The following is a 26,924-nucleotide window of genomic DNA, read 5'->3' as shown; positions in this document are numbered from 1 at the left end:
CAAATGACACACCCCGTCCCCGCCGGCTGGCGGGGACACCCCTCTCAAGAGGGGACTTGTTGGAAGGCGGGTGGGTTAGAGAATGTTTGAGGAAGTTACAAAACTTAATTTGATTTGTAAGCAAAAAGAGGTTGGTTCTTGCATGTAGTTTTGAAAGCCTGAAGTCCCCTCTATCAAGAGGGGATTTAGGGGTGTGTTTCTTAATTCTTGCTTATTCGCGCAATGATTCGGAAAGAAGCCAAATAACACACCCCGTCCCCGCCGGCTGGCGGGGACACCCCTCTCAAGAGGGGACTTGTTGGAAGGGGGGGCCTTTTTCAGGCCCGGGTTCAACACAATCCACTCGCAAAAAGGCGTGGGTCATGTTGTTTTCGGAATAAACTCAATTGTTTTCACCCCATTCAGGAGATGTTCCCATGGAGCACACAGTTGCTAAAAAAGAATCCCCTCTTTTACCCCTTTTATTTGCCGGTCTGGCCATGTCCCTGGGGTGGGGGATTCGCGGCAATTTTGGCCACGAAACGGGAGCCATGATCCCCGGAGCCCTCATCGGCCTGGCGATTTGCCTGATTGCAGGCCGGGAGGATTGGCTGGAACGATGGCCGTTTTTTGGCATCCTGGGGGCCGTCGGCTGGGCGTTTGGCGGGCAGATGAGCTACGGGATTGTGATCGGCTACACCCGGGCATCCGATTTTTTACCGGTAGCCTACGGGTATTCCGGCCTGTTTTTGATTGGCGGCTTGTGGGGAGCCGTCGGGGTTGGTTTGCTGATGCTGGCGGTTCTCCGGAAGCGGGAGGAATTGGTGGAATTAATCCCTCCGTTTCTGGCTATTCTTGTCGCCTGGCTGATTGAAGACGCCCTTTTTGTAACCCTTTGGGGAGATGTGGAGCCGGATGCCGTCTATTATTTTGACACGGATTGGTTTGCCGCCGTTGCGGCCCTTGCGGCACTATTGCTGTTTGCAGCCTTCCAGCGAAAGATTTCACAGGCCGTTTCTTTTATGCTTCACCTGACGATTGGCTGGATCTTGGGTCTGCTCATTTTTGTAACGCTTCTGGGGTGGCATCTTTCGCCCCCCCGCAGCGACAATTGGGCCGGAATGGTGGGTCTGTGGGCCGGGCTGTTGGTTTTCTTTGCGAGAAAAAAAATGACGCCCGCCCTCTGGGCATCGCTCCTGGCGTTTCTGTTTTCCGGGATCGGCTTTTCCACAGGCGATCTTTTCCAAACCCTGGGCAGCGCCACCGGCGTGTCGCTGGATTGGTGGAAGATTATGGAACAGAGTTTCGGCCTGATCATGGGAATGGGGGTTGCCTGGATTTTTCTGAAGCTCCGCACTGTGCTGCCGAAACTGGAAAAATCGACCATTCAATCCAAATGGCCGGAAGATTTCTCCGTTTTTTTTGTACTGGGAATCGTGCTTTTTCTGAATTACAAGAAGGCCTTCCCGCATCTGCTGGCGAAAAAGCTCGTTCCGGAAACACTCCTGGGAATCAACGGGCAAGTCTGGTTTTTACTGGCATTCTGTCTGTTTTTACTTGTCTTACTGGTTTTTCTGATTAAAAACCGAATGCAGAAGCTCTCTTTTCTTCCGGAATCGTGCCCGGGAAAGGCACTGTTATTTTTTATGAGTTTTGTCTGGCTCAGCGTGGCCGTTGATTTTCTTCCGCATGTACTGCCGCTGAATCGAGTGAATCTGATTGTGGAGGGGTCGTTCTGGGTGTCGGCGATTTTGCTTACGCTTTATGGGGTGTTGGCACGGTGGCCGGTTTTTTCGGATGTGAGGGTGAACCGGCAGGGCGTGTTCAAATGGCGTCCGGTTCTTGTAAGCGGCCTTCTTTTTTCCGTGCTCTTAATTCTGAGCCAGACCTTTGTGTCGATCGTAAGTCACGCGGGGCCTCTGCCGGGTGCACACACCCGCTTCGAAAAGAGTGTTCAAAAAGGGTAGATCAATGAGAAAAAGAAACGGCATTTTCAAAATTCTTGTGATTGCCACTGCAATTGCTCTGTTTTTCACGGTCAGTACATGCAGCAAAAAGGGCCCACCAGGCCGCAAGAAGCTGAAAATCAGTTTCATGTTTTGGGGCGGTTTTCAGGATTTTAATTTCTGGAAATTTGTAAAAGCCAAATATGAAGCGAAATATCCGGGGCGGATCGTGAAACTGGAATATGTGCCGGGAGGCGGGTACCAGGACAAACTCAGCCTCAGCCTGGTGGCCAAATCGGCCACGGATGTGTTTTTGGTGGATGATGACTATTTTAAGATTACAGCCGCAACGGGACATCTGGAAAATCTGGAGCCTTACATTCAAATGGACAAGGACACCCTGCGGCTGCAGGATTTCTTCCCGCATTCTCTGGAATCGTTTCAATATAACCGGCGGCAGTACGGGCTCCCCTGGGATGGATTCACCATGCTTCTATTCTATAACAAGGCCATGTTTGATAAATACCACCAGAGTTACCCCACCGAAGAATGGACGTGGGACGATTTGATTCGTGCCGGGAAGGTGTTTACCCGCGATCTGGATGGGGATGGTTACAATGACCAGTTTGGGTTCGATGTGAGCACAAGCCTACTGGTAACACTGCCCGTAATCTGGACGTTTGGCGGACGACTGTATTCACCCGATCTCATGCGGTGCGAATTGAACAGTCCGCAGGCCATTGAGGCGATGCAAATGCTGCACGATATGATTTACAAATACAAGATTGCCCCGCGCAGCGGACAGTTGGACGACAAGATCATGCAGAATTACGTCAAATTGCTGACGGGGCGGGTGGCCGTAATCACATCGGGAGGATTTCTCATTCAGCAGCTTCGGACCATTCAGGATGGACTGCCGTGGGATATTGCCTATTGGCCGACGGGTCCCGCCGGAAAATTTACGCGGGCCTCCTTTGACGGAATCGCCATTTACAATCGATCGAAACACAAGCAAGAGGCCTGGGACTGGATTCGCCTGGTTTTGAGTCCTGAAATTCAAAAGGAACTTGCTCTGGAAGGACGGGCTCTCCCGATCCGAAAACAGGACGCTTACAAATGGTACGATCGTCCGGAAACCCCCCAGGACGAAAAAATTGCCATTCGATCCATGGAAAAATACGGGAGAATTATTCCAAATATTGCCTACCAATCGCTTGTGCACTCCCGAACACAAAACCTTTTTTCGCAATTAAATCTGCCCAACACGAATATTCCCGATCTGGCGAACCAGATGGCCCGAAAGGTCGATGAGGTCTTAAGGCAAATGCGGCGGGATATGGAGGTTTGGCGATGAGGACGAAACGGATCAACCGCCTTCGTTTAAAAGAAGCTCTCAGCGGGTATCTTTTTGTCTCGCCCTGGCTGGTGGGGTTTTTCGGACTGACGTTCGGCCCGATGGTGTTTTCAATGTACCTGGGTTTTTCCCGATGGAATTTTCACGAGCCAATGAGCGCCATGAAATTCATCGGATTGGGAAATTATAAGGAGATTTTCCTGCATGATCCCCTGTTCTGGAAAGCTCTGTACAACACGGCGTATTATTCCATTTTTGCCATTCCAACGGGAATTGTTTTTGCCCTTTTCCTGGCCCTGCTTCTGAACCAGAAACTTCGGGGGATTTCGGTTTTTCGTACAATTTTTTACGTCCCGGCTCTGGTAACCGGTGTGGCCACTGTTGTGCTGTGGCAGTGGATTTTGAATCCCGATTTTGGTGTGCTGAACGGTTTGCTGAAAATGATTGGTATTCACGGGCCGGCCTGGTTGTTTGATCCTGCGTGGACCAAACCGGCACTTATTATCATGCACCTGTGGGGTGTGGGAACGACGATGCTTATTTTCCTGGCCGGTCTGCAGAATATTCCCACCCATCTCTACGAAGTCGCTGATCTGGACGGGGCAAACGGACGGCAGAAATTTTTCCACGTCACGCTTCCCATGCTCACTCCGACCATTTTTTTTAATCTGGTCATGGCTATTATCGGCGCCTTTCAGGTGTTTACCGTGGTTTACATTCTGGCGGGGGATGGCGGCCCGGATAACAGCCTTTTGTTCTATGTGCTGTATCTGTATCAAAAGGCTTTCGTTGAATTCAACATGGGTTACGCCAGCGCGCTTGCCTGGATTCTTTTTGCCATTCTCTTCGGGCTGACGCTTCTGGTTTTTCGTTCCTCCAGCCTTTGGGTGTACTACGAGGGAGAAAAGCGATGAACACAACCGTCAAAACCTATTTGCGAAGGCAATCGATTCAGAGAAAAATCGGCCTTGTTCTGGGTTACGCCGTACTCATTTTTCTCTCGGCCATTTTCCTGATCCCGTTTCTTTGGTCGCTTTCGGCTTCACTGAAAAGCCTCTTGCAGGTTTACGCCATTCCACCTGTCTGGATTCCCAAACCCTTTCACTGGGACAATTATGTGAAGATTTTCAAGCTGCTGCCGTTGCTGCGGTTTTTCTGGAATACCCTCGTGATTACCACATTAGCTCTGATCGGGCAGGTATTTTCGGCCTCATTGGTGGCGTATGCCTTTGCCCGCCTGCGATGGCCCCTGCGGGATTTCTTCTTTTTCATCTTGCTCAGCACCATGATGCTTCCTACCCAGGTCACACTGATTCCCCAATTTATGCTGTACCAGTACCTGGGTTGGATGGACACCTATTTGCCGCTTATCGTTCCTCATTTTTTGGGGATCAGTGCCTTTAGCATTTTTCTGCTTCGGCAGTTTTTTAAATCCATTCCGCTGGAATTGGAAGAAGCCGCCCGAATTGACGGGAGTTCCTTTTTTCGCACATTCTGGACGATTATTCTGCCGCTCTCCAAGCCCGCGCTGGCAACCATTGTCATTCTTACATTTATCGGGAAATGGAATGAATTTATGCCGCCGTTGATTTACCTGCAAACCTTCGAAAAATTTCCCATTTCCCTCGGAATTAATATGTTCAAGGATGTGTACATGTCTTTGCCTCATTACATCATGGCGACGTCAATGGTGGCACTGGTACCCATTCTGGTTTTATTCTTTGTGGCCCAAAAATATTTTGTGAAGGGAATTATGCTTTCGGGCCTGAAAGGGTAGGAGAATTCTCATGAGTGTTTGGTTAGACCCCCGTAAATTAAGGCAAAAATGATTATCCCGGTTGAAACGCGCAAAGAGATTCTGATTCAGGAAACCCGTACGTACGGGGATGCCCATTTCGATGAAACGACCGGGTTGGTGGCGTTTGAAAACGGGCTGCACCCGGTGAGGGATTCCTTCTGGTATGCCTTTTCACTTTTCGAGGACGGCTCAGAGGACTCTTTTAATCGGGCCGAAACCATCGTCCGTGCGGTTTTGCACCAGCAGGAGAAACGAACCGGACACCCCAAAAGGGGGTCGTTTAAATTGTGGGCAGAAGATTCAGAGCCCATTGATCCGAACTGGGCCGATTTTAATGCCTGTAATTTGGCCGAAATGCTGAATCGTTACGGGCGCCAGCTATCGCCGGATTTGGTTCAGGAAGCCCTGGAAGCCCTTGAACTGGCCGTGGAAAATATCCTTTCACGGAATGTGTTTTTAAAATATACCAATATGCTGCTGCTGTCCGGCGAAGCGGCCATTCTGGGGGGAGAACTTCTGGGCGAAGAAAGGGTGGTGTCTCGCGGCTGGGAAAAGCTAAGGAGTTGGGCGGATTACACCAGCCTGAACGGAAGTCCCTGGGAGTACAATAGTCCGACCTATTCCGGGGTAAACTTGTTGGCGCTGGCGGCGATAGCAACCTATTCCAAACACGCAGAAATTCGGGCCCTGGCCGCCGCGGCCGAGGCCCGGCACTGGCTTCACCTGGCCTTGCACACCCATCCTGAGACGCATCAGTTGGGTGGTCCGCACAGCCGCGCCTATTTTGATGACCTCACGTTTGCGCCATCTCGTGTGGGATCGGCAATTTTTGCCGTTACCGGAAATCGGATTTTTTTGGGAGTAGGGCAATCGGATCACGATATTTTGGGACGTGTTTTTTACGGAATAGCTTCTTTCCATTGTCCAGGCTCCATTCGTCAGCTCTTTTTGAAAAGGTCGTATCCCTTTGAAGTAAAGGAGCAAATTGAAACCGAATTCTCAATCCCCATCGGTGAAAGCGGATCAATGACAATTGACTGGCAGACAAAGGCCTGCCGGCTGTTCCCGTATGGGGACCGTGATTATCTTGGATTCCCTCACGTGATGGCCAACACCTGTTATCAAACGGAAACGTACGTTCTGGGAACGGTCACCCACCAGGATTCCTTTTATCAGCGGCGAAACCTGCTTCTGTATTATCGAACCAAAGCGGAAGAAACGCCGGATAACTTTGCCACGGTGTGGGGGAATTTTGTCTTTGCTGAAACGGATGAACACCCGTTGAGCCGCCGGCACTATTTCCTGTCTGTACAGGACAAAAATCGCGTTGCAGTCCTTTACACGCCGCCCAGTTTTTTGTCGCCCTTACCCCGGTTTGAACCGGCCATCCCACAGGATTCCCCGGTGCGAACCGCCCGGGCTTTTCTGAAATTCACCGGAGAGGTCCAATTTTTTCTCGGAGACGAAAATGTACAGAACTTCCCGCAACCGGTGCCTGCGGAAAGCTGGCTTTTTGCTGAACACGCAGGGCATTTTCTGGCGATTTACCCGTTTCGACCGGAACCGGAGGTCACCGGTCGGGGAATTATTCTTGAGAAACGGGCGGATGAAATCTTTTTAAATTTCTACAACGCCAAAAACAACCCATCCGGAATGACTCAGGAACAATTGCAGGAGCTTCACAACGGCTATTTGTTTGCAACAGGCAGCGTTGAAGAAAACATAAGTTTTAGGGGCTTTCGGGAAAGCATTCAAAATGAAAAAATTGAAACCCGGGTTTCGCCAACAGAACGAGCGGTCAAATGGATGTATTCGGGTGGCTCCCTGGAATTGGCTTACGATCCCCGGGATATTTTTCATGCGGATCGACGGATCAGCGGCAGGCGGGGTCTTCCCCAATTGGCCGTTTCCCCTGTTTCCCGGCAGGCGTTCAGCGGACCGGTAACCTTCGGCGGGGTCACGTTTAACTGGACGGGAGGCGTTCCGCTGACCTTTCTTTTCTCCCCCGAAGAAAAGACCTATTTCATTCTGAATGCCTCTTCAGGGAAAACGGATATTTTTGTGGAGATCCCCGGTCAGAAAATCACCCTGCATTCTTTTGGCGCTGGCTGGGTCACGATTGATTCCCTTGATCCGGTTTCTATTTCAGCCATGGTGGCTGAGAATCTGGACATCGAATTGGACCCGTAACACAACATCAACAATTTTATGGTAGATGTTTTCGTTCATGCACGATTGAATCATTGTAAGGAGAATCCAGGATGAAAAATCTGATAAAATCCCTTGTACTTTTGCTGTCCTTATTTGTTTTTCAAACGACGTTTGCACAATTCGAAGCGGCAGCCCCGGATACTCTGTTCTTCCAGGACGTTCATAAGCCCTATCCCGTTGGACAGGACAAAGCCGCCAACGATGTTTTTACGATCGCCGTTGACCCCGGGGACAACGTATGGATTGGCACTCGTGCCGGATTGTTTCGGCTCCCGAAAGATCAGAAAAAATGGGAAGCGAAAATGTCCCGTAAAAATGCCGGACCGGTTTTTGACACGGCAGTCGCACCGGACGGGTCGGTTTGGGCCGCCGCCTGGAACGGCATCTACCACACCACGCCTTCGGGACTCAAGAAGATGTCCGGTATTCAGGGACCTGTTTCGGCCATTTACGCCGGTCCCAAGGAGGTTCTGGCGCTGGGGCCCGACGGGAAATGGATTTTCAGAGACGGAAGATGGCAGTCGTCTGAAATTCCCTATTCAAAAAACATTCGTTCAATCCTTGCTGACGGAAGGGGCGGCATCTGGATTGCAACCGGAATGGGCCTGTATCACCAAAAACCGGGGAACGACGTTCCTGTCCTCTATCAGAACACCAAACAACTGCTCAGTGCAGATGTGACCAGTGTGGCCGCCGCCGATGACGGTTCTTTGTGGGTTGGTCAGACTGGGGGCATTACGGTGTACAAACGAGGACTGCGTATTCGGGATTTTACGTCTTCCAACGGTTTGCCCAATGTGGCGGTGAAGGTGATTGCCAGAGGGCCCGATGGCAGAATGTGGGTGGGCAGTGATTTGGGCGTGGCCCGCTACGACGGAAGACACTGGTCGGTGCGAATGAGCCGGCGCTGGCTCCTGAATGACCATGTCAGGGACATTGCCTTTGATTCTGGGGGAACCGCCTGGATTGCAACGGCATCCGGGGTGAGTGCGATTCAGTCCCGGCCAATGACGCTGGCCCGGAAATTCGCCCATTATTATCGCATTTGCCTGGCGCGGCACATCCGAACCCCGGGATTCATTGGGACGTGTTTACTGGCCTCCCCCGGCGACACGCTTCACTGGCGGCATGATGACAGCGACAATGACGGCCTGCACACGGGACGGTACCTGGCAATGCAATCCTTTCGGTATGCGGTTACGAAGAATCCCGAAGCCAAAAGACAGGCCAAAATGGCCTTTGAAGCCCTGTTGAAATTGCAAACCATCACCCGGACACGGGGCTTTTTTGCGCGCTCGATTATTCCGGTTGGCTGGAAAAGAATGCACGATCCGAATCGAACGTACACGGCGCGCGAATGGGCGATTCGACGCGTTGAAAATCCCCGTGATAAACGTGTGGAAAAACGCTGGCGTCTTTCGAAAGACGGAAAATTCCTCTGGAAGGGCGATACGAGCAGTGACGAAATGACCGGCCACATGTTTGGGTATCTGTTTTATTACGATCTGGTAGCGGATCAGCGGGAGAAAAAACGGGTCCGTGATCTTGTCTGTCGCATTATCGACACCGTCGTGGAAAATGGATTTGTTTTGAAAGATATCGATGGAACCCACACCAAATGGGCTGTCTGGTCTCCCCAGAAATTGAATGGCGATCCCGACTGGGCGGCCGAACGGGGAATCAATTCCCTGGAAATGCTCTCTTACCTGAAACTGGCCTATCACGTCAGCGGCAATGAAAAATATGAGACAATCTACAGGAATCTCATCGAAAAACACGGCTACGCCGAAAATGCCCGCCATGCAAAAGCCTACAACCCCTCCTGGCGCACACACATTGACGATGGGTTGCTGCCCCTGGTTTATCCCGTCCTTTTTTTGTATGAGACGGATCCGAAGTTGCGTCAGATTTATCAGGAAAGCCTGGATTGGTGGTACAAAAGCGTCCACAAGGATGAAATGCCTCTGGTGGATTTTGTGTATGCCTTCTGCACGGGCAGGCCGTACCAATTGGACAGGACGATTTTTTCTCTGAAAGACGCGCCTCTGGATTTAATCCAGTGGCGCATCGACAATTCCAAACGCGAGGATGTTCACCTGGTGCATTCGCAGGATTTTGAATCCTTCCAGACAGATCGACTGCTGCCGCCCAGCGAACGGGGATGGGATCACGATCCGTGGTCGCCGGCCATGGGAAACGGAGGCACCTCGGAAAAGGACGGTAACTGGTGGATGCTGGCCTACTGGATGGGCCGGTACACCGGATGCATTCAGGCACCCAACTAACGGAATTCGTGGCTGTCGCGTAACCGCAGGCTTCAGGCCTGCAAACACACCGGTAAAAAATGTCGTCGTAAGGAGAAACCTTGCTAAGTGGTTTATTTCATAAGTTCAGTTATATTTTTTAACCCTATGGAGAAGCCGCTCCCTGATCAGAGTTTACACTGAGCCTGTCGAAGTGTCGAAGGGAGCCTGGAATGCTATCTTCCCCCGGTCGTTTCGACTCCGCTCAACGACCGTGAGTTCTTTAACCAATACGATCAGACTTTTAGAATACGTCATAATAATTACGAAAAGAGGCACTAAGCAAAGGTTTCAAATCAAGTTGGGTCATTTTGGGGCGCTGCAAATCGCCAACAAATTGTCGACCGTCGTTCCGGATCACCTAATTCTTTTCGAAGAGCACGCCGATAATATCGTTGGATTTTGTTTCTGTTTGTTACACGCTGAGCCGTTGATTTTACTCCAAATGCTACAAGATGCTCTCATCTAATTTCAATAAAATTCATTCGTCATAATTTGTGAAATTAGCGGGCAGAGGTTTTTTGAAAGTAAATCCATAGTTGATTTCGGAAAATCATTTCAAATAGACTGGAAAGGAATCCATTTATGCAGAAAAAAGCCTATCTTGGGGCTGTTCTTATCGTAAGTATCTTTTTCACCTCCCTTACCACCTGCTTTGCCGCACAACAAATTCCCCGAAAAACTCTGGCCGTCCTCTATTTTCAAAATAACAGCCTTGCCGATCGCCAAAACATGGACCCCCTTCGGAAGGGACTGGCCGATATGCTGATTACGGAATTATCCAAAATTCAGGCCTTGAAGGTGATTGAACGCAGTCAATTGCAGCAAATGATTGAGGAAATGAAACTGGGGCAGAGCGGGTTGGTGGATGAGCAAACGGCCCAAAAGGTGGGGCGCCTGCTCGGGGCCCAAACGCTCCTTCTGGGAAGCTACGTCGTCATGTTTGGCGGGAAGATGCGAATCGATGCCCGGATTGTGGAGGTAGAAACGGGCCGAACCCTTGAAGCGGAGGAGGTTACGGGTAAGGTTAAGGATCTGTTTAAAATGGTCCAAAAGCTTTCCCGAAAAATTGCAAAAGCGCTGGATGTAAAGCTGACAAAAGGGGACAAAAAGCGTCTGAAAACCGCACAAAATAAATCCTTTGATGCGGCGTTGTATTATTCCAGAGGCCTGGAGTTGGAAGACACGGGGAAATGGGAACAGGCGAAGGCCATGTTCGAACAGGCCCTCAAAATCAATCCAAAGTACACATCCGCGCGGGAGGAATTAGCCAAAATTCAATCCAAAGAAAAATAATTGGATAAAGGAGATCACTTAATGAATCGTTTCAAAAAGGAATTTTATGTTCCGCCATTTGTGAAAGAACACGGGAAAGGGGATCCCGTTCCGAATAATACCAACTTTGCCAGACGGGGATTGGGCGTGTGGCTTTTGGTGATGAGTGTACTGATTTTGGGCTGTGCATCCTCGGCTTATCACACGGGGCAGAAAGCGCTTCGGCAGGGACATTACGAAGAGGCTATCCGCGCATTTCGAAACGCTGTCCGGGAAAATCCCCAAAACAGCGAGGCTCTGCGCAATCTTGGAATAGCCTATTTCAAAACCAAAAATTACAAGATGGCCATCCCGATTTTAAAAAAGGTTCACGAAAGGGCTCCCAAAGACGGCGTTGCCCTGTATTATCTGGGAGCCTCGTTCGAAAAAAGCGGGCAGGTGAAACAGGCCATTCAAACCTACCGGCAATTCACCCGATTAAGCCGCTTCAGCAAAATCCGAAAAACAGTGGAAGCGCAATTACGTGTCCTGCTCCGAAAAGAAATCGAACAAGAGGTCAAACAGGCCGTTGCCAATGAAAAGTCTCTTGGGGTAACACACATTTCACCCCACTCCGTAGCGGTTCTTTATTTTTCAAATATGATGAAAATTCCCGAATTGGACCCCCTTCAAAAGGGATTAACGGATATGATCATTACCGATCTTTCTCAGGTCCATTCGCTGCAGGTGGTGGAACGAGTACGGCTTCAGGCGTTGATGCAGGAAATCGGATTGGGACAAACGGGTCTTGTGGATCCGAAGACAGCGCCCAAAGTCGGGAAACTCCTGGGAGTGAGTTCACTGGTGAACGGGGCCTTTCTCACCCTTTCGGGGCAAAAAATTCAATTGGAGTACGCCATTAGCCGCGCAGCCGATGCCCGGGTGGAGAAAAACGGAAAACTCAACGGGAATCTCAGGCAGATTTTTGAGATTGAAAAAAAACTGGTGTTTGATGTAATCGGTGACATGGGCATTCAACTCACCGATCAGGAACGGGAAGCCATTCGGAAAATTCCAACAGAAAATCTAATGGCGTTCATTGCGTATTCAAAGGCTCTGGATTACGAGGATCAGGGGAAGTTTGATCTGGCAAAGCAGCAGTACCAAAAAGCAGTCCGGTTGGATCCGCATTTCGAAAAGGCTCAAATTGGGTTGGAGAGCACGGAAATCAGTCTGGGAGAAACGGATCCGATTCAGCAGGCGGAAATCGAACTTTCCGAGGCGGTTGCCCTTCCAGCGGAAACAGTCGCCGCATCATCGACCCTTGAAAAAACAGCCCCTGCCGTTGAAACGGAGGATGTTGTGATTGATCGTGTAACCCGAAGCGCAGAAAATGTGGGAGTGGGGTTTGTGCCGGGTGTGGAACAGCGAAAGCCGGTTCAGGAGAGCAGCGGAAGCGAGCCTGTTCTGGGAGCCGCAAAGGTAAAAATCAAGGTTCCCATTCCGGTTGAATGAGGCGAAGGACCCGGGTGTCTGTTTGAAAAGATAGAGCCCACGAATTTCACGAATTCTGATGAAAGGGGAAAATGTACAAAACAAACTGGGTTTCAAATAGCTAATTACTTTATTTTAATAATCTTCGTGACTTAGAGTCTTCGTGGCGAAATTTTATGAATCATGCAGGTTATTAAGAAAGCAAAGATTTTGGAGAAAATGATTATGAAGCGATTAATTGCATTTGTGTTGAAAGGAACCCTTTGCCTGGCCAGTGTTCTGCCTGCTTTGGGGCAGGCCCAGACGTCTCACTTCCTTCGTCAAAAAACATCCCTTGTTCAGGGGAATCTTCAAATCTGGCATTTTAAGGGAGCTCCGGGAACATTTACCCAATTTGCCCTTCCCGTAACCGTCATTTATCCGGTTCGGCAAGGATTAAGTCTGGACATGACAACCTCTCCGGCCGCAAACAGCTTCGCAGGAAACCACCTGAGCGGCTTTTCGGATACGCGATTTCGGGCCTCGTACCTGTTCTTGGGTGACCATGGTCTGCTGACACTGGGACTAAATACACCCACGGGGAAAAGCACGCTGACACCGGAACAGTGGAATCTTTCGACGGTAACGGCCCTGAATGCCCTGAATTTTTCAGTGCCTCTTCTGGGAGCCGGTTTGAATGTGAATGCCGGAGTGGTTTACGCCCGAAAAGTTGGGCCGGTTGTTTTGGGCGGGGGATTCAGTTATCTGAAAAAGGGTTCGTATCGGCCATTTACCAGCGCTGATCTGAGTTACGATCCGGGAGATGAATTCAGCTTCAATTTCGGCGTGGATTACGGTGAGGAGTCCCGCTGGACCAGCGATGTGACATTCACCTATTATGCCACCGACAAGATGAACGGGCAGCAGGTTTTCCGATCGGGCGTAAGAGTGCTGATTGATTTGCGCCATTACAGATCCCTTCATCTGTGGGGTGATGCTCCGATGCAACTGCTTGTTTATGTGAAAAATCGAACCAAGGGCAAAAATGCCTACGCACTGGGTTCTGGTCTGCAGTCCGAAAGCCTGAACAGCAATGGCAATCAATTTGAAATGGGGATAAAAACGGTCTCGCCTGTGGGGGCCAAACGCCAGGTTGCGGCACAGATGGGGTTCCTGCTCTACAGTAACAATGCTTACCACACGGGTGGAGCTAAAATTTTCCGAATCGGGGCCGGTGTTCCTCTGCAAATCGGGTCTCAAGTAACATTCAATAATCAATTTCTCTTTTCCGTTGGCAGTTTAACCGTTGCACAGAAATCTGTTTCTGTAACAGGGTTTTCACTTTTGGCGGGACTGGTTTATAAATTTTGATGCAAGGAGACTATTTTATGAGCAAAAGGAAAAATCTTTCAATTCTTGCCGGACTGGTTTTGGGGGTCGTGATTCTGTCTTTCGGATGCAGTAAACAGCCTTTGGCACCGAACACAGAAACGCAGGTGCACTTTGCTGTCCGTTTTCTGCAGGTTTCCGGTGAGAAAAGCCATCCCGGAACCCGATTGGCAAAAGGCCTGCGTGGGCAGGGGATTAGCGAAGTGAAGGTGGTTGTGCTGGATTTAACCAAATATGCCACTGCGGAAGAATTCTATCAGGCAAGTTACAATCCCGATCATCAGACCGAGCTGCCGCTTTACCTTCAGTACCGAATTCCCTGGACGGACTGGATGGGCCAGCTTAAAAACGCTGCGGATGATTTGTATTCCTTTTACGGAGAGTTTGCGCTGGGTTTGGTTGATACGTCAGCCGAAGGTGAAATTCATGTGAATCCGGGATTGAACTTTTTTGGCCTGGCATTTTTGGAAGACGGCGAGGTAAAGTTTCTGGGCACCGCGATAGATACCGTGGCAGAGAATCGGGATAATTCGGTCAGAATTTTTGTGCACCAGGTGTTTAAGCAGGGATTCCCCTCCGTCGAAATTTACAGTCCGCAGTCCGAAAGCACCTTCCCTGCCGGGGAGGAAATTGCATTCAATTGCAGTGCCTGGGATGAACAGGACGGGGCGTTGCAGGATTCCAGCGTTCAGTGGATATCCAGTCTGGATGGGCCGTTGGGGGTGGGAACCCAGCTTTTCAGGAATGATCTTTCGGCAGGGACGCACACGATTCGCGTGCTGGCCACCGACCGTGACGGGCACACGTCCACGGCCGCTGTGCGTATTTATGTGCGGTAATTTTTGGACCGTCCGATCGTCTCAATACGATCCGCCTTGCCTTCGACAAGCTCAGGCAACTGTCGGATCACTCGACGACCGGTTTTTTGCTGGAGGCCAAAAGCTAAACGGCTGAGAACTTCTCCGGTCACCGAGTGGCCGCCGAAAACGGCTGTATCGAGGTGACAGGGAATCCATATCCGAATTCCGGAATCCAAAATTCAAAATACTCACTTCAACGGGGAAATAAAAAAGCCCCAAACGCGTGTGCGCTTGGGGCTTTTGTTGTGCGTCCCCAAGGGGAGTCGAACCCCTGTTGCGGGATCGAAAATCCCGAGTCCTAGGCCACTAGACGATGGGGACACGAACGAACAAAAATCGACAGGAAGCTGTGGGTGAGTAGTGGGACTCGAACCCACGGCCTCCAGGGCCACAACCTGGCGCTCTAACCAAACTGAGCTATACCCACCGTAAAAGAATACTATGTTCAAAAAACGCCCATTAATTTAATAAAATAATCGGCAGAAATCAATAAAAAATTCAAATGCCATTCATTTTTTTTACCATAATTTGGGGTTTCCGTTCAATTTAGGTTTTTTCCTGGCGAGGGTTAAGGATTGTTTGTACACGTCGTTTAAGTTCAGCATGGGAACCCGCGCCCCTTTTCGGACAAAAATAGGCATTTTGTACAGGGGAACGTCAACGGAAAGTGTCCGCGGCCCCGAGAACGTCTTTGAGGGGTTCCAGTAATCCACCCACTCTCCCCTGGGTAAATAGACGCTCGTCTGTGTTTGATTCTTGCGCCAGATGGGTTTCACCAGAAAATCCTCTCCGTAAAAAAATTCTTCCCAGTTTTTCCAGGCGGCGGCATCTTCCGGAAAATAATAGATGAGAGGGCGAACCAGCGGGTGGCCGGTTTTGTGGGCTTCTGTCGCATATTTTAAGGAATAATCCATGAGGGCCGTGTGCAGTTTTGCGTACATCCGCCAGATGGCGATCAACTCCACGTCGTAGTGGGGGGCAAAGCGCATACTCCAGGGGGCGCGGTTGTCTGTGGGACCCACTTCCATGATAGGGGTGAAACAGCTGAATGCCAGCCAGCGGGCCAGAACCTCCCGGTACGTGGGTTTATGGTAGCCGCCCGTATCTGAGCCCCAGATAGGAAATCCCATCAGAGAGGCGCGCTGCACATTAATAATGGCCGAACGCAGTCCCCATTGCTTGTTGCCGGTATCTCCACCCCAGAAGGTACCATAAACGGCACTGCCGGTGTAGCCCGCCCGGGGCATCAAAACAAAGTCCTTTCCCCGCCGTTTTTTAATGATTTCGTAGGTGGCCTTCACATAAAGCAGGGGATAGATGTCGTGAATTTCCCGGGTCGTCCGCCCGTCGTGAACCCTCAATTGGAGGGAAGCCGGAACAATTTCTTCCGAGCGATCCAGTTTAAATCCGGCCACACCCTGGTCGATTATTTTTTGAAGATAGCTCTGCCACCAGCGCACGGCGTCCGGATTGGTGAAATCAATCAACGCGTAACGATCCGGTCGTTTTTTGTGGAGATACCGATCCATCCCGGGCATGAAATAATGCCGGGCGATACCCTCATCGACCATGTTGCCCATCACCCAGGGAGCAATCCAGAGCATGAATTTTTTATGTTTTTGGTGAAGCCAGCGAATCATTTTTTCGGCATTGGGAAAGCGTTTGGGATCCCATTGAAAATCGCTGTAGCCCCTGGGGCCTTTGGCCCAGGGACGATCGACCCAATACACTCCGTATGGAATGTCCAGGGAATCCATCATGGCCACATCTTCGTAAAGCTGGGAATTGATGGGGCCGGAGTAGGGGGTACCGTCGTAAAGGGTGTCCAGATTGGCGTGGTCATCCCGCCAACGCCAGGTGGAAAAGGCCCATTTGGGGGGAAGAAAAGGCCGTCCGGCCAGAGCCGTGTAGTTTTCGAGAATCGTTGCGGGCTGCGGGCCGGGGAAAATGTGATACACAAGACGGCCCTCTCCTTCAAAACTGAATGTGGTTTTTTCCGGGTTCGTGGCCGCCAGATCGTATGCACCGGGCCAGGTGGTTTCCACCCAAAGCCCATAGCCTTTTGATGAGAGGTAAAACGGGGTGTAAATCGCAACGGTGGGGCGCACGAAAAAACTCACCTTCTCACCCCGTAAATCCAGACCGGTTTGAATGCCCGGCTGCCAGGATTCCCGGTCATTTGTGCCGCGCACCCGCTCCATAAGTCCGGTGTAATGTTCCTCCGGAAAGGCCTGAAGCACCTCGCCGCATTTTTTTACACCTGCAGAGGGTTGAATGCTCAGGCTGATGACAAACTCTCCGGCCGTCCCTTTTTTAACGGTAATCTCCGCCGTTCGGTGGTCGCTGGTGAAATAAGAAGCCGAAAACAGGTGTTTGTTGGACGTGCGAACCGCTTTTAATCCCGTCAGAACCTGCCTTCCGTTTTCCGTTTCGTAGAAAAGAGATGAACGTCCGTTTTCACTTGCCGATTCGGAAAAGAGGGTTTTCCCGGCTCGCATCATTTTAATATGAAAAGGGGCAGGTGTGATATGGAGAGAATATTCGCCCATTCGAAGAACCTGTGGAGCGTCTGCAAGAACGGAGGCAACCGAAATCACGAAAAATATCCCAACAGCGATGGTTTTGAAAAATCTCATTTCTTCTCCCTCCAAAATTAAATCCAAATCCACATGGTATTGCCGTTTGGCTCAGCCCATTTAACGACGTGTCCCGGTGTGTCCTTGTGCCTGACTGCGTCTGAATGGTTGGTGATCCTGGCGTTCCCGTTCCAGCCATCGGCGCATGAGTGTCGGATCGTCCATTTTGGGATACTGGTCCAGTTTTTCCCAATCGAAATTCGGATCGTAGGGATCCAGGGCTTTCTCCGGATCGAACAAACGAGAATCCACGGGGACCGCCGTGTAACCGCTCGTGTCCGGCGTGTCCGTGAAGAAGTCCGCCAGATCATTTGCCCCAGCTTCGTACTGATTCAAATAAGCCATCCCGGTCACGTGGTCAATGGTTTTTAGAATACTCTCGAAGCTGGCATGTACGTGCGAAACGTACCCGTGTTTCACGGTGGGGCCGATCACCAGCAAAATACTCCGGTGAGCATCCACGTGGTCCTGTCCGCTTTGGGCATCATCCTCCGTGACAAAAATGACCATATTTTTCCAGTAGGGTGTACGACTCAGAAATTCGACCAATTTTCCCAGCGCGAGGTCATTATCTGCCTGATACGACTCACCGTAAGGATAGCCTTCGTCCGGCCGGATTCCCGATCCGTGATCGTTGGGCAGCATTAAGGTGATCACCGTGGGAAAAGGTTCCTTCCCCGAAAGCCAGCGTGTTTTGACCTCTTTCTCAAACATTTCCAACCGAAATTGGTCGGGAATCTGGGTGTTGAATGTGGCGTAAAAACGGGATGTGCGGCGGAAGAGAGGCTCCGGCATGGGGTAGTTCACCGACAGTCGAATTCCCGTGCTCATGTACGTGTGGTTTTCTTCGTTGCCGGCAAATTCAAATCCAAGCCCGAAATTGAAAAAATCTACGCCGCTGCGTTCCATGTGTTCCCACAGCCCGCCTTTTTCATTGTAATCCTCGGGATAAACAGCGCCGGATGCGCCGGTCATCAGCAGGCGGCCCGGGGCTGTAGAGTTCAATTTGAATGAGCGCCCGCCCCCGTAGGATGCCGCCGTTCCCGTCTCCACCCACTCGTTGGGGTAAGTGCCCACCATCCAGCGGTGCCCGTCTGCGGAGACGTCTGAATCGCAGTAAAAATTATCGCTCAGGGCAAATTGTTTGGCCAGCTTCCGATGATTTGGCATCACATCCACGTGTTTGAGCGGGGGACGGAATTTATTTCCCGGAATGGTGCGGTTCATTCCGTAATACGCGATACTGGAATCGCCGTTGACGCCGGGCATATCCCCAAAAACCTGATCAAAGGTGCGGTTTTCCTTGGTGATGTAGACGATGTAGCGGATCGGCGACCTTCCCTTCTGCCCGGGCAGCAGAGGAATGGGGTTGTGGGCCCGTTCCTGTTTCAAGGCGTCCGTGACCTTTTCAATTTTGAAATTGTTTCGGATGACCTTTTGCGTGAGTGCGGGCAATTTGGAATCTCCCGGAATCGGAACAATGGATACGACTCCCTTCATCAAATCGCCGATGTAAACGCCTTCGGGCCCGGGTGTAAAATTCATGCCTCCGTTGGGTCCCGCGCCAAATCCTTTGGCATTGATCACGTACAGGGTTTTCCCGTCCGGGCTGACGGCCACCTTACTGGGAAACCAGGCCGCAGGCAAATGCCCCAGAACCCGGTCGCTTTGTGTACTGACAACGGCGACGGCGTTAATCCCGGCCTCTGCCACGAAAAGGCGTGTGCCATCGGGATTCAGCGCCAGACCAAAAGGCAAGGTCCCTCTTAATCCCTTCAAATAAGGAGAGAGAGTCAGGGGGATTTCCCGCACAATTGTGTTGGTTTTGATATCGATAACCGAGATAAGATCATTGTTTCCGTTGCTCACGTACACGTGGTCGTTTGTGGCAACAACCGAATTGGGACTGCTGCCACCCACCGCAGGAATGCCGTCTACTTTTTCGCCGACAAGAATGCCCGTTTTAATTTTGGCCAGGACTTTTGTCTGGGCCGGATTTGTAACGTCCACCGCCCACACGGAGAAAGACTCCGGTACATTCGGATCGCCCAGGCCGGGAATGTGCCGAACTCCAATCGTAATTCCATTTTTGGCCTCCGGTGTGTTAAAGCCAAATGGGGGAAACGGCAGGCCGGTGGTGTCCGGCATTTCAGGATCATATCCGGGAACCACCGAATACTCGAACATCCCGACATTGGCTACGTACATACGACGTCCGTCTGGGGTAAGCGCAATTCCGTAGGGATACCGTCCAACCGGAATGCTGTTGATGATTCTGCCTTCCGGAACACGCAGTGCCACCACGCGAAAGTTAGCCTGATCGACCACGAAAAGGGTGTGCCCGTCTTTTGAAAGCACCATATCCCCGGGGTAGCTGTCCTCAAAGGTCCGGCCTCCGAAAGGGACATTCAAAGAGATTTTTTTGATGATTTTCATGGACGGCAGGTCAAAAACAATCAGATTTCCGGAATCGCCGCTGGAAATAAACAGCGTGCGGTTATTCGGAGCAATAGCCAATCCCATAAAACAGGATTCCAGTTCGCTGCGGTTACCGCGGACTTCCGGCGGGAACTGCCGCACGCGGGGATGGGACGTTTTCAGGCTGTCGATTACGGAAATGGACCAGGGATGGCCCCCGTTATTGGATGTGACGAGAATGTTTCCGTTGGGACTCAGAGCCGCACCGAAGGGATGTGGCGCCACCCGGATTGATTTTCCGAGGGGGGTTAAAATACGTCCGTTCGGAATAACTGTTTCACCATTCGGAACAAGTTGTGTCACGCGGGTGGTCACCGGAGCAGAAATGCGTACAACCTCTTCGTTTGAGCAGGCAAGAAGGAGGACCCCCAGAAACAGCGGGAACAAGGCCATTTTTTTAAACATGGTATCTCCTGATTTTTTTGAGCGTTCAGGCAGGTTCAATCGTTTGCATTGCCAATGAAATGTAACGATTTTTGTGTGCGGAATCAAGGGTTATTTCTTCTATGATCAAAAGTCCCCGGCACCTCACACGTGCTCAAATTTCTTCTTGACTAATTCCTCAAAAAACTTTAATTTTTGGTTGTCTTTCCGATTTTTCATCTTTGTGGACTTCACCCAATAGCCGTATTACATTTCATTGCGGTCGTGTTTGTTTTCGGAAAAAAAGAACGTAACCCCTAATGAACTGAAAGGACATTTTTCATGAAACGGTTTCAATTCCTTGTAATGTTTGGGTTGTTTTTTCTGTTGGCTCCGGCTATTCATGCCAAAGAAGCCAGACTTCTGCGCCAGCCGGATATTTACAAAAATCAGGTGGCTTTTGTGTATGCGGGTGATATTTGGACCGTACCCCTTTCGGGTGGGGAAGCCCGAAAGTTGACCTCGTTTGAAGGAGAAGAACTCTTTCCGAAATTTTCGCCCGACGGCCAGTGGATTGCTTTCTCCGGCGAATATTCCGGAACCCGCGAAATCTACATCATGCCCTCGGAGGGAGGGGTCCCCAGACAATTGACCTTTTATCCGGATGTGGGACACATGCCGCCCCGGGGTGGTTGGGACAATATTCCCATCGACTGGACGCCGGACGGCAAAAAGATTCTCTTCCGTTCCAACCGAACCCCCTATGGTCGGCGGGTAAGCCGCTATTTTTTGGTGGATGCGTTTAAAGGAGGATTGGAGCAGCCGCTGCAGATTCCCGAAGGCGGACCGGCAACCCTTTCGCCCGACGGAACAAAACTGGCCTACGATATTAAATCCCGGGAATTTCGCACCTGGAAGCGATACAAAGCAGGGCGGGCTCAGGATGTGTGGATTTACGATCTTCAGAAAAATACCATTGAGAGGCTCACAACCTACCCCGGCACGGACAATTTTCCCATGTGGGTGGGACACAAGATCTATTTTACATCCGACCGGGAAAATGTTCATTCGGATACACCCCGCACCCTGAATATTTTCGTGTACGATCTGGCCAGCAAGCAGATTCATCAGGTGACCCATTTCAAAACCTACGATTGTTTGTGGCCCAGCCGCGGAAAGGGCGGAATTGTTTTTGAAAACGGGGGATTCATCTATTTTCTCAATCCGGAAACCGAGGCCGTAAAGAAGTTGTCCATTGAGATCCGGGATGACCGCCCCCGCGCACTGCCGGTGTACAAAAATGTGTCCAAATATATTCAGAGCTTTGCTCTTTCTCCGTCGGCCAAACGAGCCGTGTTTGCCGCACGCGGCGACATTTTTACCGTCCCGAAAAAATATGGCGATATTCAAAACCTCACTCAGACCAGCGGCATTCGCGAGATGTCCGTGGACTGGTCGCCAGACGGAAAATGGATTTCGTATTTATCTGACCAATCGGGTGATTACGAATTATTCCTGAAAAAATATCACAGCACTCAACCTGCCGTTCAGATGACGAAACATACCGGGGCCTGGATTACCGGCTATTTGTGGTCCCCGGACAGCAAGAAGATGATCTTATCGGACAAAAAAAACCGCCTGATGCTTCTGGATATCCAGACAAAAAAACGCACGGAAATAGACCGGGGCGTTTACTCACCCATTTCCGGCTATCAATGGTCTGCTGACAGCCGCTGGGTGGTGTACACCAAGGCTTTTAAGAACCACATGACGGGAATCTGGGTGTATTCTCTGGATCAAAAACGGGCTTTTCAGCTGACGGACGATACGGCAGATAACAGCAATCCCTCGTTTGATCCGGAGGGAAACTACCTGTATTTTGTATCCCGAAGGAATTACAACTGGGGTACCCGGCATTTTGATGCCAAACTCTACGTCGGAACGCTTCGGGAAAATCTGGAATCTCCTTTTGCACCTCGAAACGATGATGAAATGCCGGAGGCTCAAAAACCGAGAAAAAAGACAAGAAAAAAGAAATCCAAGGCGGCAAAGAAATGGGTGATAGATGTTTCAGGGTTTGACCAGCGGGTGGTAGCCTTCCCGGTAAAAACGGGTGGATATCGGGGTGTCCTGGGAATTAAGGGTGGTGTTTTGTATATGAGAGGAAGAACCCTGTATAAGTACGATTTGAAGAGTCGAAAAGAGATTGAAATCCTGAAAGGGGTTTCCAATTACGTTCTTTCGGCGAATGGAAAAAAATTTCTCTACGCCAACGGGAAAACGTACGGAATTGCGGATCTGAAACCCAAACAAAAATCCGGCACGGGGCGGTTGAAGCTGTCACGAATGGAGATGAAGATTGTTCCTTCTCAGGAGTGGCAGCAAATTTACCGGGATGCCTGGCGGATTATGAAGGACTGGTTTTACGACCCGAGCATGCACCACGTGAATTGGAAAAAGATGTACGACAAATATGAAGAATGGATCCCTTATGTGGCCAGCCGCGCCGATCTGGATTATGTGATCGGTGAATTGGTCAGCGAACTCAATTGCGGGCATACTTATGTGTTCAGCGGCGACATGGCTCGTGTTAAACGGGTGCCGGTAGGTGTGCTGGGGTGTGAGCTGGTTCCGGCGGGAAAATTTTATAGAATAGCCGTGATTTTTCCGGGTGAAAATTGGGAGGAATCCATGCGTTCGCCGTTAACAGAACCCGGCGTGGACGTAAAAGAAGGTTCCTATCTGATTGGGATCGATGGTCATATTATCCACACGGATGAGAATCCCTACAAATATCTGGAGAATAAGGTGGGGGTGGAGGTTACGCTTTTGATCAATTCAGAACCCACCGAAAAGGGTGCCCGGAAAGTGGTTGTAAAACCGGTTGCTTCGGAACTCTCCCTGCGACACCTGAAATGGGTTCAACACAATCAGGCTCTTGTGGACAGCCTTTCCGGCGGACGGATCGGATACATTTATGTGCCGAACACCTCATTTGAAGGATTTAAAAGCTTTTACGAGGGCTGGTACGCCCAGTCGGTTGCAAAAGAGGCCCTGATTATCGACGAACGCTACAACGGCGGCGGTTCCATTCCGGCGCCCATGATTTTCGATATGGCTCGCCCGATTCTGAATTACTGGGCGCGCCGGAATCTTCCTCTTTACACAACGCCCCTGTTCGTCAATGAAGGACCGAAGATCATGCTGATTAACGGGCGCTCCTCATCAGGCGGCGATGCCTTTCCGGCCTATTTTCGTACGATGAAGCTGGGGCCGCTGATGGGACAGACCACCTGGGGAGGATTGGTGGGCTACAGCTGGAATCCCCGTTTTGTGGACGGCGGCCACATTGCTGTTCCGGCGTTTGCCTATGTGAACCGGGAAGGACAATGGGATGTGGAATATTTTGGGGTCAAACCGGATATCCCGGTGTTTGATGATCCCACGCTGATTCGATTGGGGCGTGAACCCATGATCGAAAAGGCTGTTCGGTATCTTCTGGATGAATTGAAAAAGCATCCGGTCAAACACATTCAAAAGCCTCCAAGCCCGGACCGGCGCTAAAACTTACCAAACGTCCCCGGCACTTTAAAGGTGCCGGGGGTTTATTTAAAAAAATTTTTATTTTTGCATTTTTTCCTTGACAATGGTAAAATTTTTTTTATTTTGTTATTAAAGCGCTTCGATAAAATAACACAATAATCGCATATAAACTAATCTAATCTCCTTGCAGCACGTATGTAACATCAGTAATATTAATATAATGCATTCCATATAATGGTAGCTAAAAAATAAAGCGTTTTGACTAAATGAATATTACCATTAAAGAGGTTGCTGAACGAGCCGGTGTTTCTCAATCAACCGTTTCTTTGGTGCTTAACCATAAAAAATCCGTTCGGGAGTCCACCCGCAAAAAAGTACTCCAGGTGATTGAAGAAATGGATTTCCACCCTCAGCGCTCTGCCCGTACCCTGGCTTCCAAAAGAACGGGAAACATCGGTTTTGTGATCAGCGATATCCACTTTACCCGTGCAGAACCGTTTTACACCCGAATTTTTTTGGGGTGTGAATTTGAAGCCCGTCACTTTGATTATTACATCCTATTGACCTCCGTTGGCGAGGCCTTTTCCCGAAAAAATCTTCCCCGGTTCCTGAAAGAGGGGAATGTGGATGGGGTTATTGCGGCGGGAAGCATGAATGACAAGTGGTTGTATGAGATGCGGAAAATGGGAATTCCGGTTGTTTTAATTGACTACTATCCTCCCCGACTCAAATGGCCGTGTGTTCTGATTGACAATATTGAAGGCGGTCGTGAGGCGGTCAGGTATTTGCTGGAATTGGGGCATGAAAAAATAGCCTTTATCGGGGGGTCGGCTTTTCACCCGAGTATTCAGGGCCGTTATCAGGGATACTTAATGGCCATGGAGGAGCATGGATTGAACGGCCAGGAATGGGTGGTTCGGGATGAAATCGAGACGCGGGTTGAAGATGGATACAACGCCACAAAAAAACTTCTTATGAAAAAGGAAAGGCCGACGGCACTCTTTGCAGCCAACGATGCGATGGCTACCGGCGCATTGAAAGCCATACGAGAAAAAGGGCTGAAGGTTCCCGATGACATCTCCGTCATTGGTTTTGACAACATTGAGGTAACCAATCATACGGACCCCCCTCTGACCACAATGAGTGTTAGAATGGAAGAGATGGGGGCAAAAGCCGTAAACATGATACACGATATTATTGATCAAAAAAAATCATTGCAGGAAAAAATACTGGTCCCCGTTGATCTTGTAAAACGCAGTTCTTGCAGGGCAATTTAGCATTCTGATTATTTTTGGGTATTGACTTCAAACAAGGAACCAATCTCCATGATTCATAATCTCTGCTCAAAGATAGTGCTTGGTTTTTTTGTCCTTTTTATCCCGTATTTCTATGGAAGTGATTTTGCTATGGCAGCACCTCAAAAGCAGACCGTCCGCTTGAGCGGTTTAAAAACGGATGAATTCCGATTGAAAACCGGAGATTTTGTCGTCGAATATGGAAAACAGACGGATAAAAAGATTCTAATTTATAACCCCTCAACAAAGGGTGTATTGGATCTGCGGTTTTTGGGAGGCAATTCGGATACTGAACTCCTGAATTCGGTTACCCGTATTTCTTATATTAATGACAGTACAAAAGTTACCGTAATAATGAAGGGAAGTAAACCCTGGGCATCGTATGTCATTACGCTGAATGCGTTTAAAGCCTATCCGGGATTGTTAAATTGGAGGCTGCAATTTTCCGCTCTGAAAAATCTTCCCGAAATACATCCCGTTCGGGAATTGCGACTTTTCCAGCGTCAAAAAGACCAACTTATTCCGGTTGAAAATGGCAATTTTATCATCGGTCTTGAACCAAGACATCCGACCTATCGTTATGCCAAACAGGCTCCGTTTGTTTCTCCCTTAATTTACTTGTGCAGCCCGGGCTGGCTTGGCGGAACGCTGCTGTATTTTGAGGATTTGACTTCCTTAAATCATTATTTTGAGTTAACTCATTCAGGCGCAGAGAAAATAATGGTCGACATTTGTAATTCGGAGAGTTCCTTCGGCTACAAAGTTCCCGATACGATCAATGCGCTGCCGGTTGGTAAAAATGCAGTTATTACGGATAGTTATCTTTACCTTTCAAGCTATTTTCCCCGTGATGAAGCCGATGTGGCGGTAACCTTTTTCAAGCTTCTTGCGCCCGTTTACAATTTTATAGGGAAACCTGAAACAAATTTGACCCATTGGAAACGTATTGCTGACCGCGAGATTAAGGATTTAGCCCGTCCCGAATTATGGGTAACCGTGAAGGATCGTCCCTATTTGCGTTCGTATATCAGTGATAAACGAGAATCGGCTGAATTGATCAGCCAGTTGGATGTCTTGCTGCCGCTTACAGAATATGAAAGGGTTTACGGTGGTGTAAAGCCTCTTGTAGAAAAGCTGACCCGTACGCTTCCTGTATTTTATTCAAAACGCTATCAGGCATTAAATAATAATTTTCCTAATGGTGAGACTGGTGACAGCTGGTATATGATTGAGGAGATGACACAACTGGCAAAGCTATCCGAACTGGGGAATAAAACGGCCCGAAATATACTGCTCAGATCAGTTAAAGGTATTGTCACTCTGGCTCATAATGTGGATTATGAATTTCCAAATCATTTTTCGTACGCCAGTCTGGAAGCCACATTTGGCAGAGAACCGGATGTGGCCGGCGGGTACGCCTATCTGATGCTTGAATTGTACCATCTGACCGGAAAGAATCAATTCCTCGATGAGGCAAAGGCATCCATCCAGCATATTCGCGGCCGTTATTTTGGTTTGAATTATGAGTTACAAATGACGGCCATGAGTGCGGTTGCTGCGGCCCGGCTTTTTAAGTTAACGGGCGAAAAGAAATATCTTGAGATGAGTTATATGCCGCTTGCCAATATTCTGCTGGTTTCCTGGCTGTGGGAATGCAATTACGGATATGCCAAATCCTATTCCACCTTTTTTGGCCTTAGTCCGATGATGCACAGTGGTGTGATCACAATGAAAGAACAGTATGAGGTATGGAATTATCTGAGGGAATATGTAAACCTGGTTCAAAACAAGATCCCCAAATCTATTAATCAGTTCATTGCCGAATTTTATCGGTATACATTATATACACTTAAATATGCTCTGCCGCCGTTTCTGCCAAAAGACGCCATGACGTCTCACCCGACTGCATATCAGAGCGTTACACGCAATGATCTTTCCCTGTATATTCCGCTGGAGGATTTGCGTGAAGGGCGGTCGAAAAGCGGCCTTATCGGACAACAGATTTACGGCGCAGGGGGGCCGATTACATTTGCTGTCGAGGC

The 26,924-nt window shown here is 49.7% G+C and carries 15 protein-coding genes and 2 tRNA genes; 13 read left to right on the top strand and 4 right to left on the bottom strand.

Annotated features, from left to right (window positions below):
• Nucleotides 1-416 precede the first annotated feature (416 nt).
• From GXO76_13865 to GXO76_13820, 10 genes are all read left to right on the top strand, one after another.
• Complete coding sequence (locus tag GXO76_13865) at nucleotides 417-1,946, top strand: hypothetical protein (protein ID NOY78943.1); 1,530 nt, start codon at nucleotides 417-419, stop codon at nucleotides 1,944-1,946.
• A 4-nt stretch (nucleotides 1,947-1,950) separates the two neighbouring features.
• The gene (locus GXO76_13860; GenBank protein NOY78942.1) at nucleotides 1,951-3,279 is read left to right on the top strand and encodes a sugar ABC transporter substrate-binding protein; all 1,329 of its coding nucleotides are present in this window, start codon (nucleotides 1,951-1,953) and stop codon (nucleotides 3,277-3,279) included.
• Nucleotides 3,276-4,193 (top strand): sugar ABC transporter permease, encoded by a 918-nt coding sequence (locus tag GXO76_13855; protein ID NOY78941.1) that lies wholly within the window; start codon nucleotides 3,276-3,278, stop codon nucleotides 4,191-4,193. The genes GXO76_13860 and GXO76_13855 overlap by 4 nt, the downstream gene beginning before the upstream one ends.
• The gene (locus tag GXO76_13850) at nucleotides 4,190-5,056 is read left to right on the top strand and encodes a carbohydrate ABC transporter permease (protein ID NOY78940.1); all 867 of its coding nucleotides are present in this window, start codon (nucleotides 4,190-4,192) and stop codon (nucleotides 5,054-5,056) included. The genes GXO76_13855 and GXO76_13850 overlap by 4 nt, the downstream gene beginning before the upstream one ends.
• A 48-nt stretch (nucleotides 5,057-5,104) precedes the next feature.
• Nucleotides 5,105-7,267, top strand: coding sequence for a hypothetical protein (locus GXO76_13845; protein NOY78939.1), 2,163 nt, complete (start codon nucleotides 5,105-5,107; stop codon nucleotides 7,265-7,267).
• A 71-nt stretch (nucleotides 7,268-7,338) separates the two neighbouring features.
• Nucleotides 7,339-9,573 (top strand): regulator, encoded by a 2,235-nt coding sequence (locus tag GXO76_13840; GenBank protein ID NOY78938.1) that lies wholly within the window; start codon nucleotides 7,339-7,341, stop codon nucleotides 9,571-9,573.
• A 603-nt stretch (nucleotides 9,574-10,176) separates the two neighbouring features.
• The gene (locus GXO76_13835) at nucleotides 10,177-10,887 is read left to right on the top strand and encodes a tetratricopeptide repeat protein (GenBank protein ID NOY78937.1); all 711 of its coding nucleotides are present in this window, start codon (nucleotides 10,177-10,179) and stop codon (nucleotides 10,885-10,887) included.
• Nucleotides 10,888-10,908: 21 nt separating this feature from the next.
• A complete protein-coding gene (locus GXO76_13830; protein ID NOY78936.1) occupies nucleotides 10,909-12,360 on the top strand; it encodes a tetratricopeptide repeat protein in 1,452 nt (483 codons plus the stop codon).
• Nucleotides 12,361-12,564: 204 nt separating this feature from the next.
• Nucleotides 12,565-13,689 carry a hypothetical protein gene (locus tag GXO76_13825; protein ID NOY78935.1) on the top strand — a complete coding sequence of 375 codons (1,125 nt, stop codon included), beginning with the start codon at nucleotides 12,565-12,567 and terminating at the stop codon, nucleotides 13,687-13,689.
• Between the two features lie 17 nt (nucleotides 13,690-13,706).
• Nucleotides 13,707-14,546, top strand: a complete 840-nt coding sequence (locus GXO76_13820) for a hypothetical protein (GenBank protein NOY78934.1) — start codon at nucleotides 13,707-13,709, stop codon at nucleotides 14,544-14,546.
• A gap of 269 nt (nucleotides 14,547-14,815) precedes the next feature.
• Here the strand turns inward: GXO76_13820 and GXO76_13815 are convergent.
• From GXO76_13815 to GXO76_13800, 4 genes are all read right to left on the bottom strand, one after another.
• A tRNA-Glu gene (locus GXO76_13815) sits at nucleotides 14,816-14,888 on the bottom strand.
• 31 nt (nucleotides 14,889-14,919) lie between these two features.
• Nucleotides 14,920-14,994: transfer RNA gene (locus GXO76_13810), tRNA-His, on the bottom strand.
• Nucleotides 14,995-15,085: 91 nt separating this feature from the next.
• Complete coding sequence (locus GXO76_13805; protein NOY78933.1) at nucleotides 15,086-17,203, bottom strand: glycoside hydrolase family 31 protein; 2,118 nt, start codon at nucleotides 17,201-17,203, stop codon at nucleotides 15,086-15,088.
• Between the two features lie 60 nt (nucleotides 17,204-17,263).
• Nucleotides 17,264-20,086: a hypothetical protein gene (locus GXO76_13800; GenBank protein NOY78932.1), complete on the bottom strand. Its 2,823-nt coding sequence runs from the start codon at nucleotides 20,084-20,086 to the stop codon at nucleotides 17,264-17,266.
• Between the two features lie 300 nt (nucleotides 20,087-20,386).
• On the opposite strand from GXO76_13800, the gene GXO76_13795 reads away from it, so the two are divergent.
• From GXO76_13795 to GXO76_13785, 3 genes are all read left to right on the top strand, one after another.
• Nucleotides 20,387-23,608 (top strand): acetyl-CoA synthetase, encoded by a 3,222-nt coding sequence (locus GXO76_13795; protein ID NOY78931.1) that lies wholly within the window; start codon nucleotides 20,387-20,389, stop codon nucleotides 23,606-23,608.
• A 245-nt stretch (nucleotides 23,609-23,853) separates the two neighbouring features.
• Complete coding sequence (locus GXO76_13790) at nucleotides 23,854-24,864, top strand: LacI family transcriptional regulator (protein ID NOY78930.1); 1,011 nt, start codon at nucleotides 23,854-23,856, stop codon at nucleotides 24,862-24,864.
• A 129-nt stretch (nucleotides 24,865-24,993) separates the two neighbouring features.
• On the top strand, nucleotides 24,994-26,924 hold a 1,931-nt coding region (locus tag GXO76_13785; protein ID NOY78929.1), incomplete at its 3' end, for a hypothetical protein.

This window comes from Calditrichota bacterium (assembly GCA_013151735.1).
Lineage (GTDB): Bacteria > Zhuqueibacterota > JdFR-76 > JdFR-76 > BMS3Abin05 > BMS3Abin05.
Note: the sequence above shows the minus strand (reverse complement) of the source record. Positions and strands in the feature narration are given on the sequence as shown.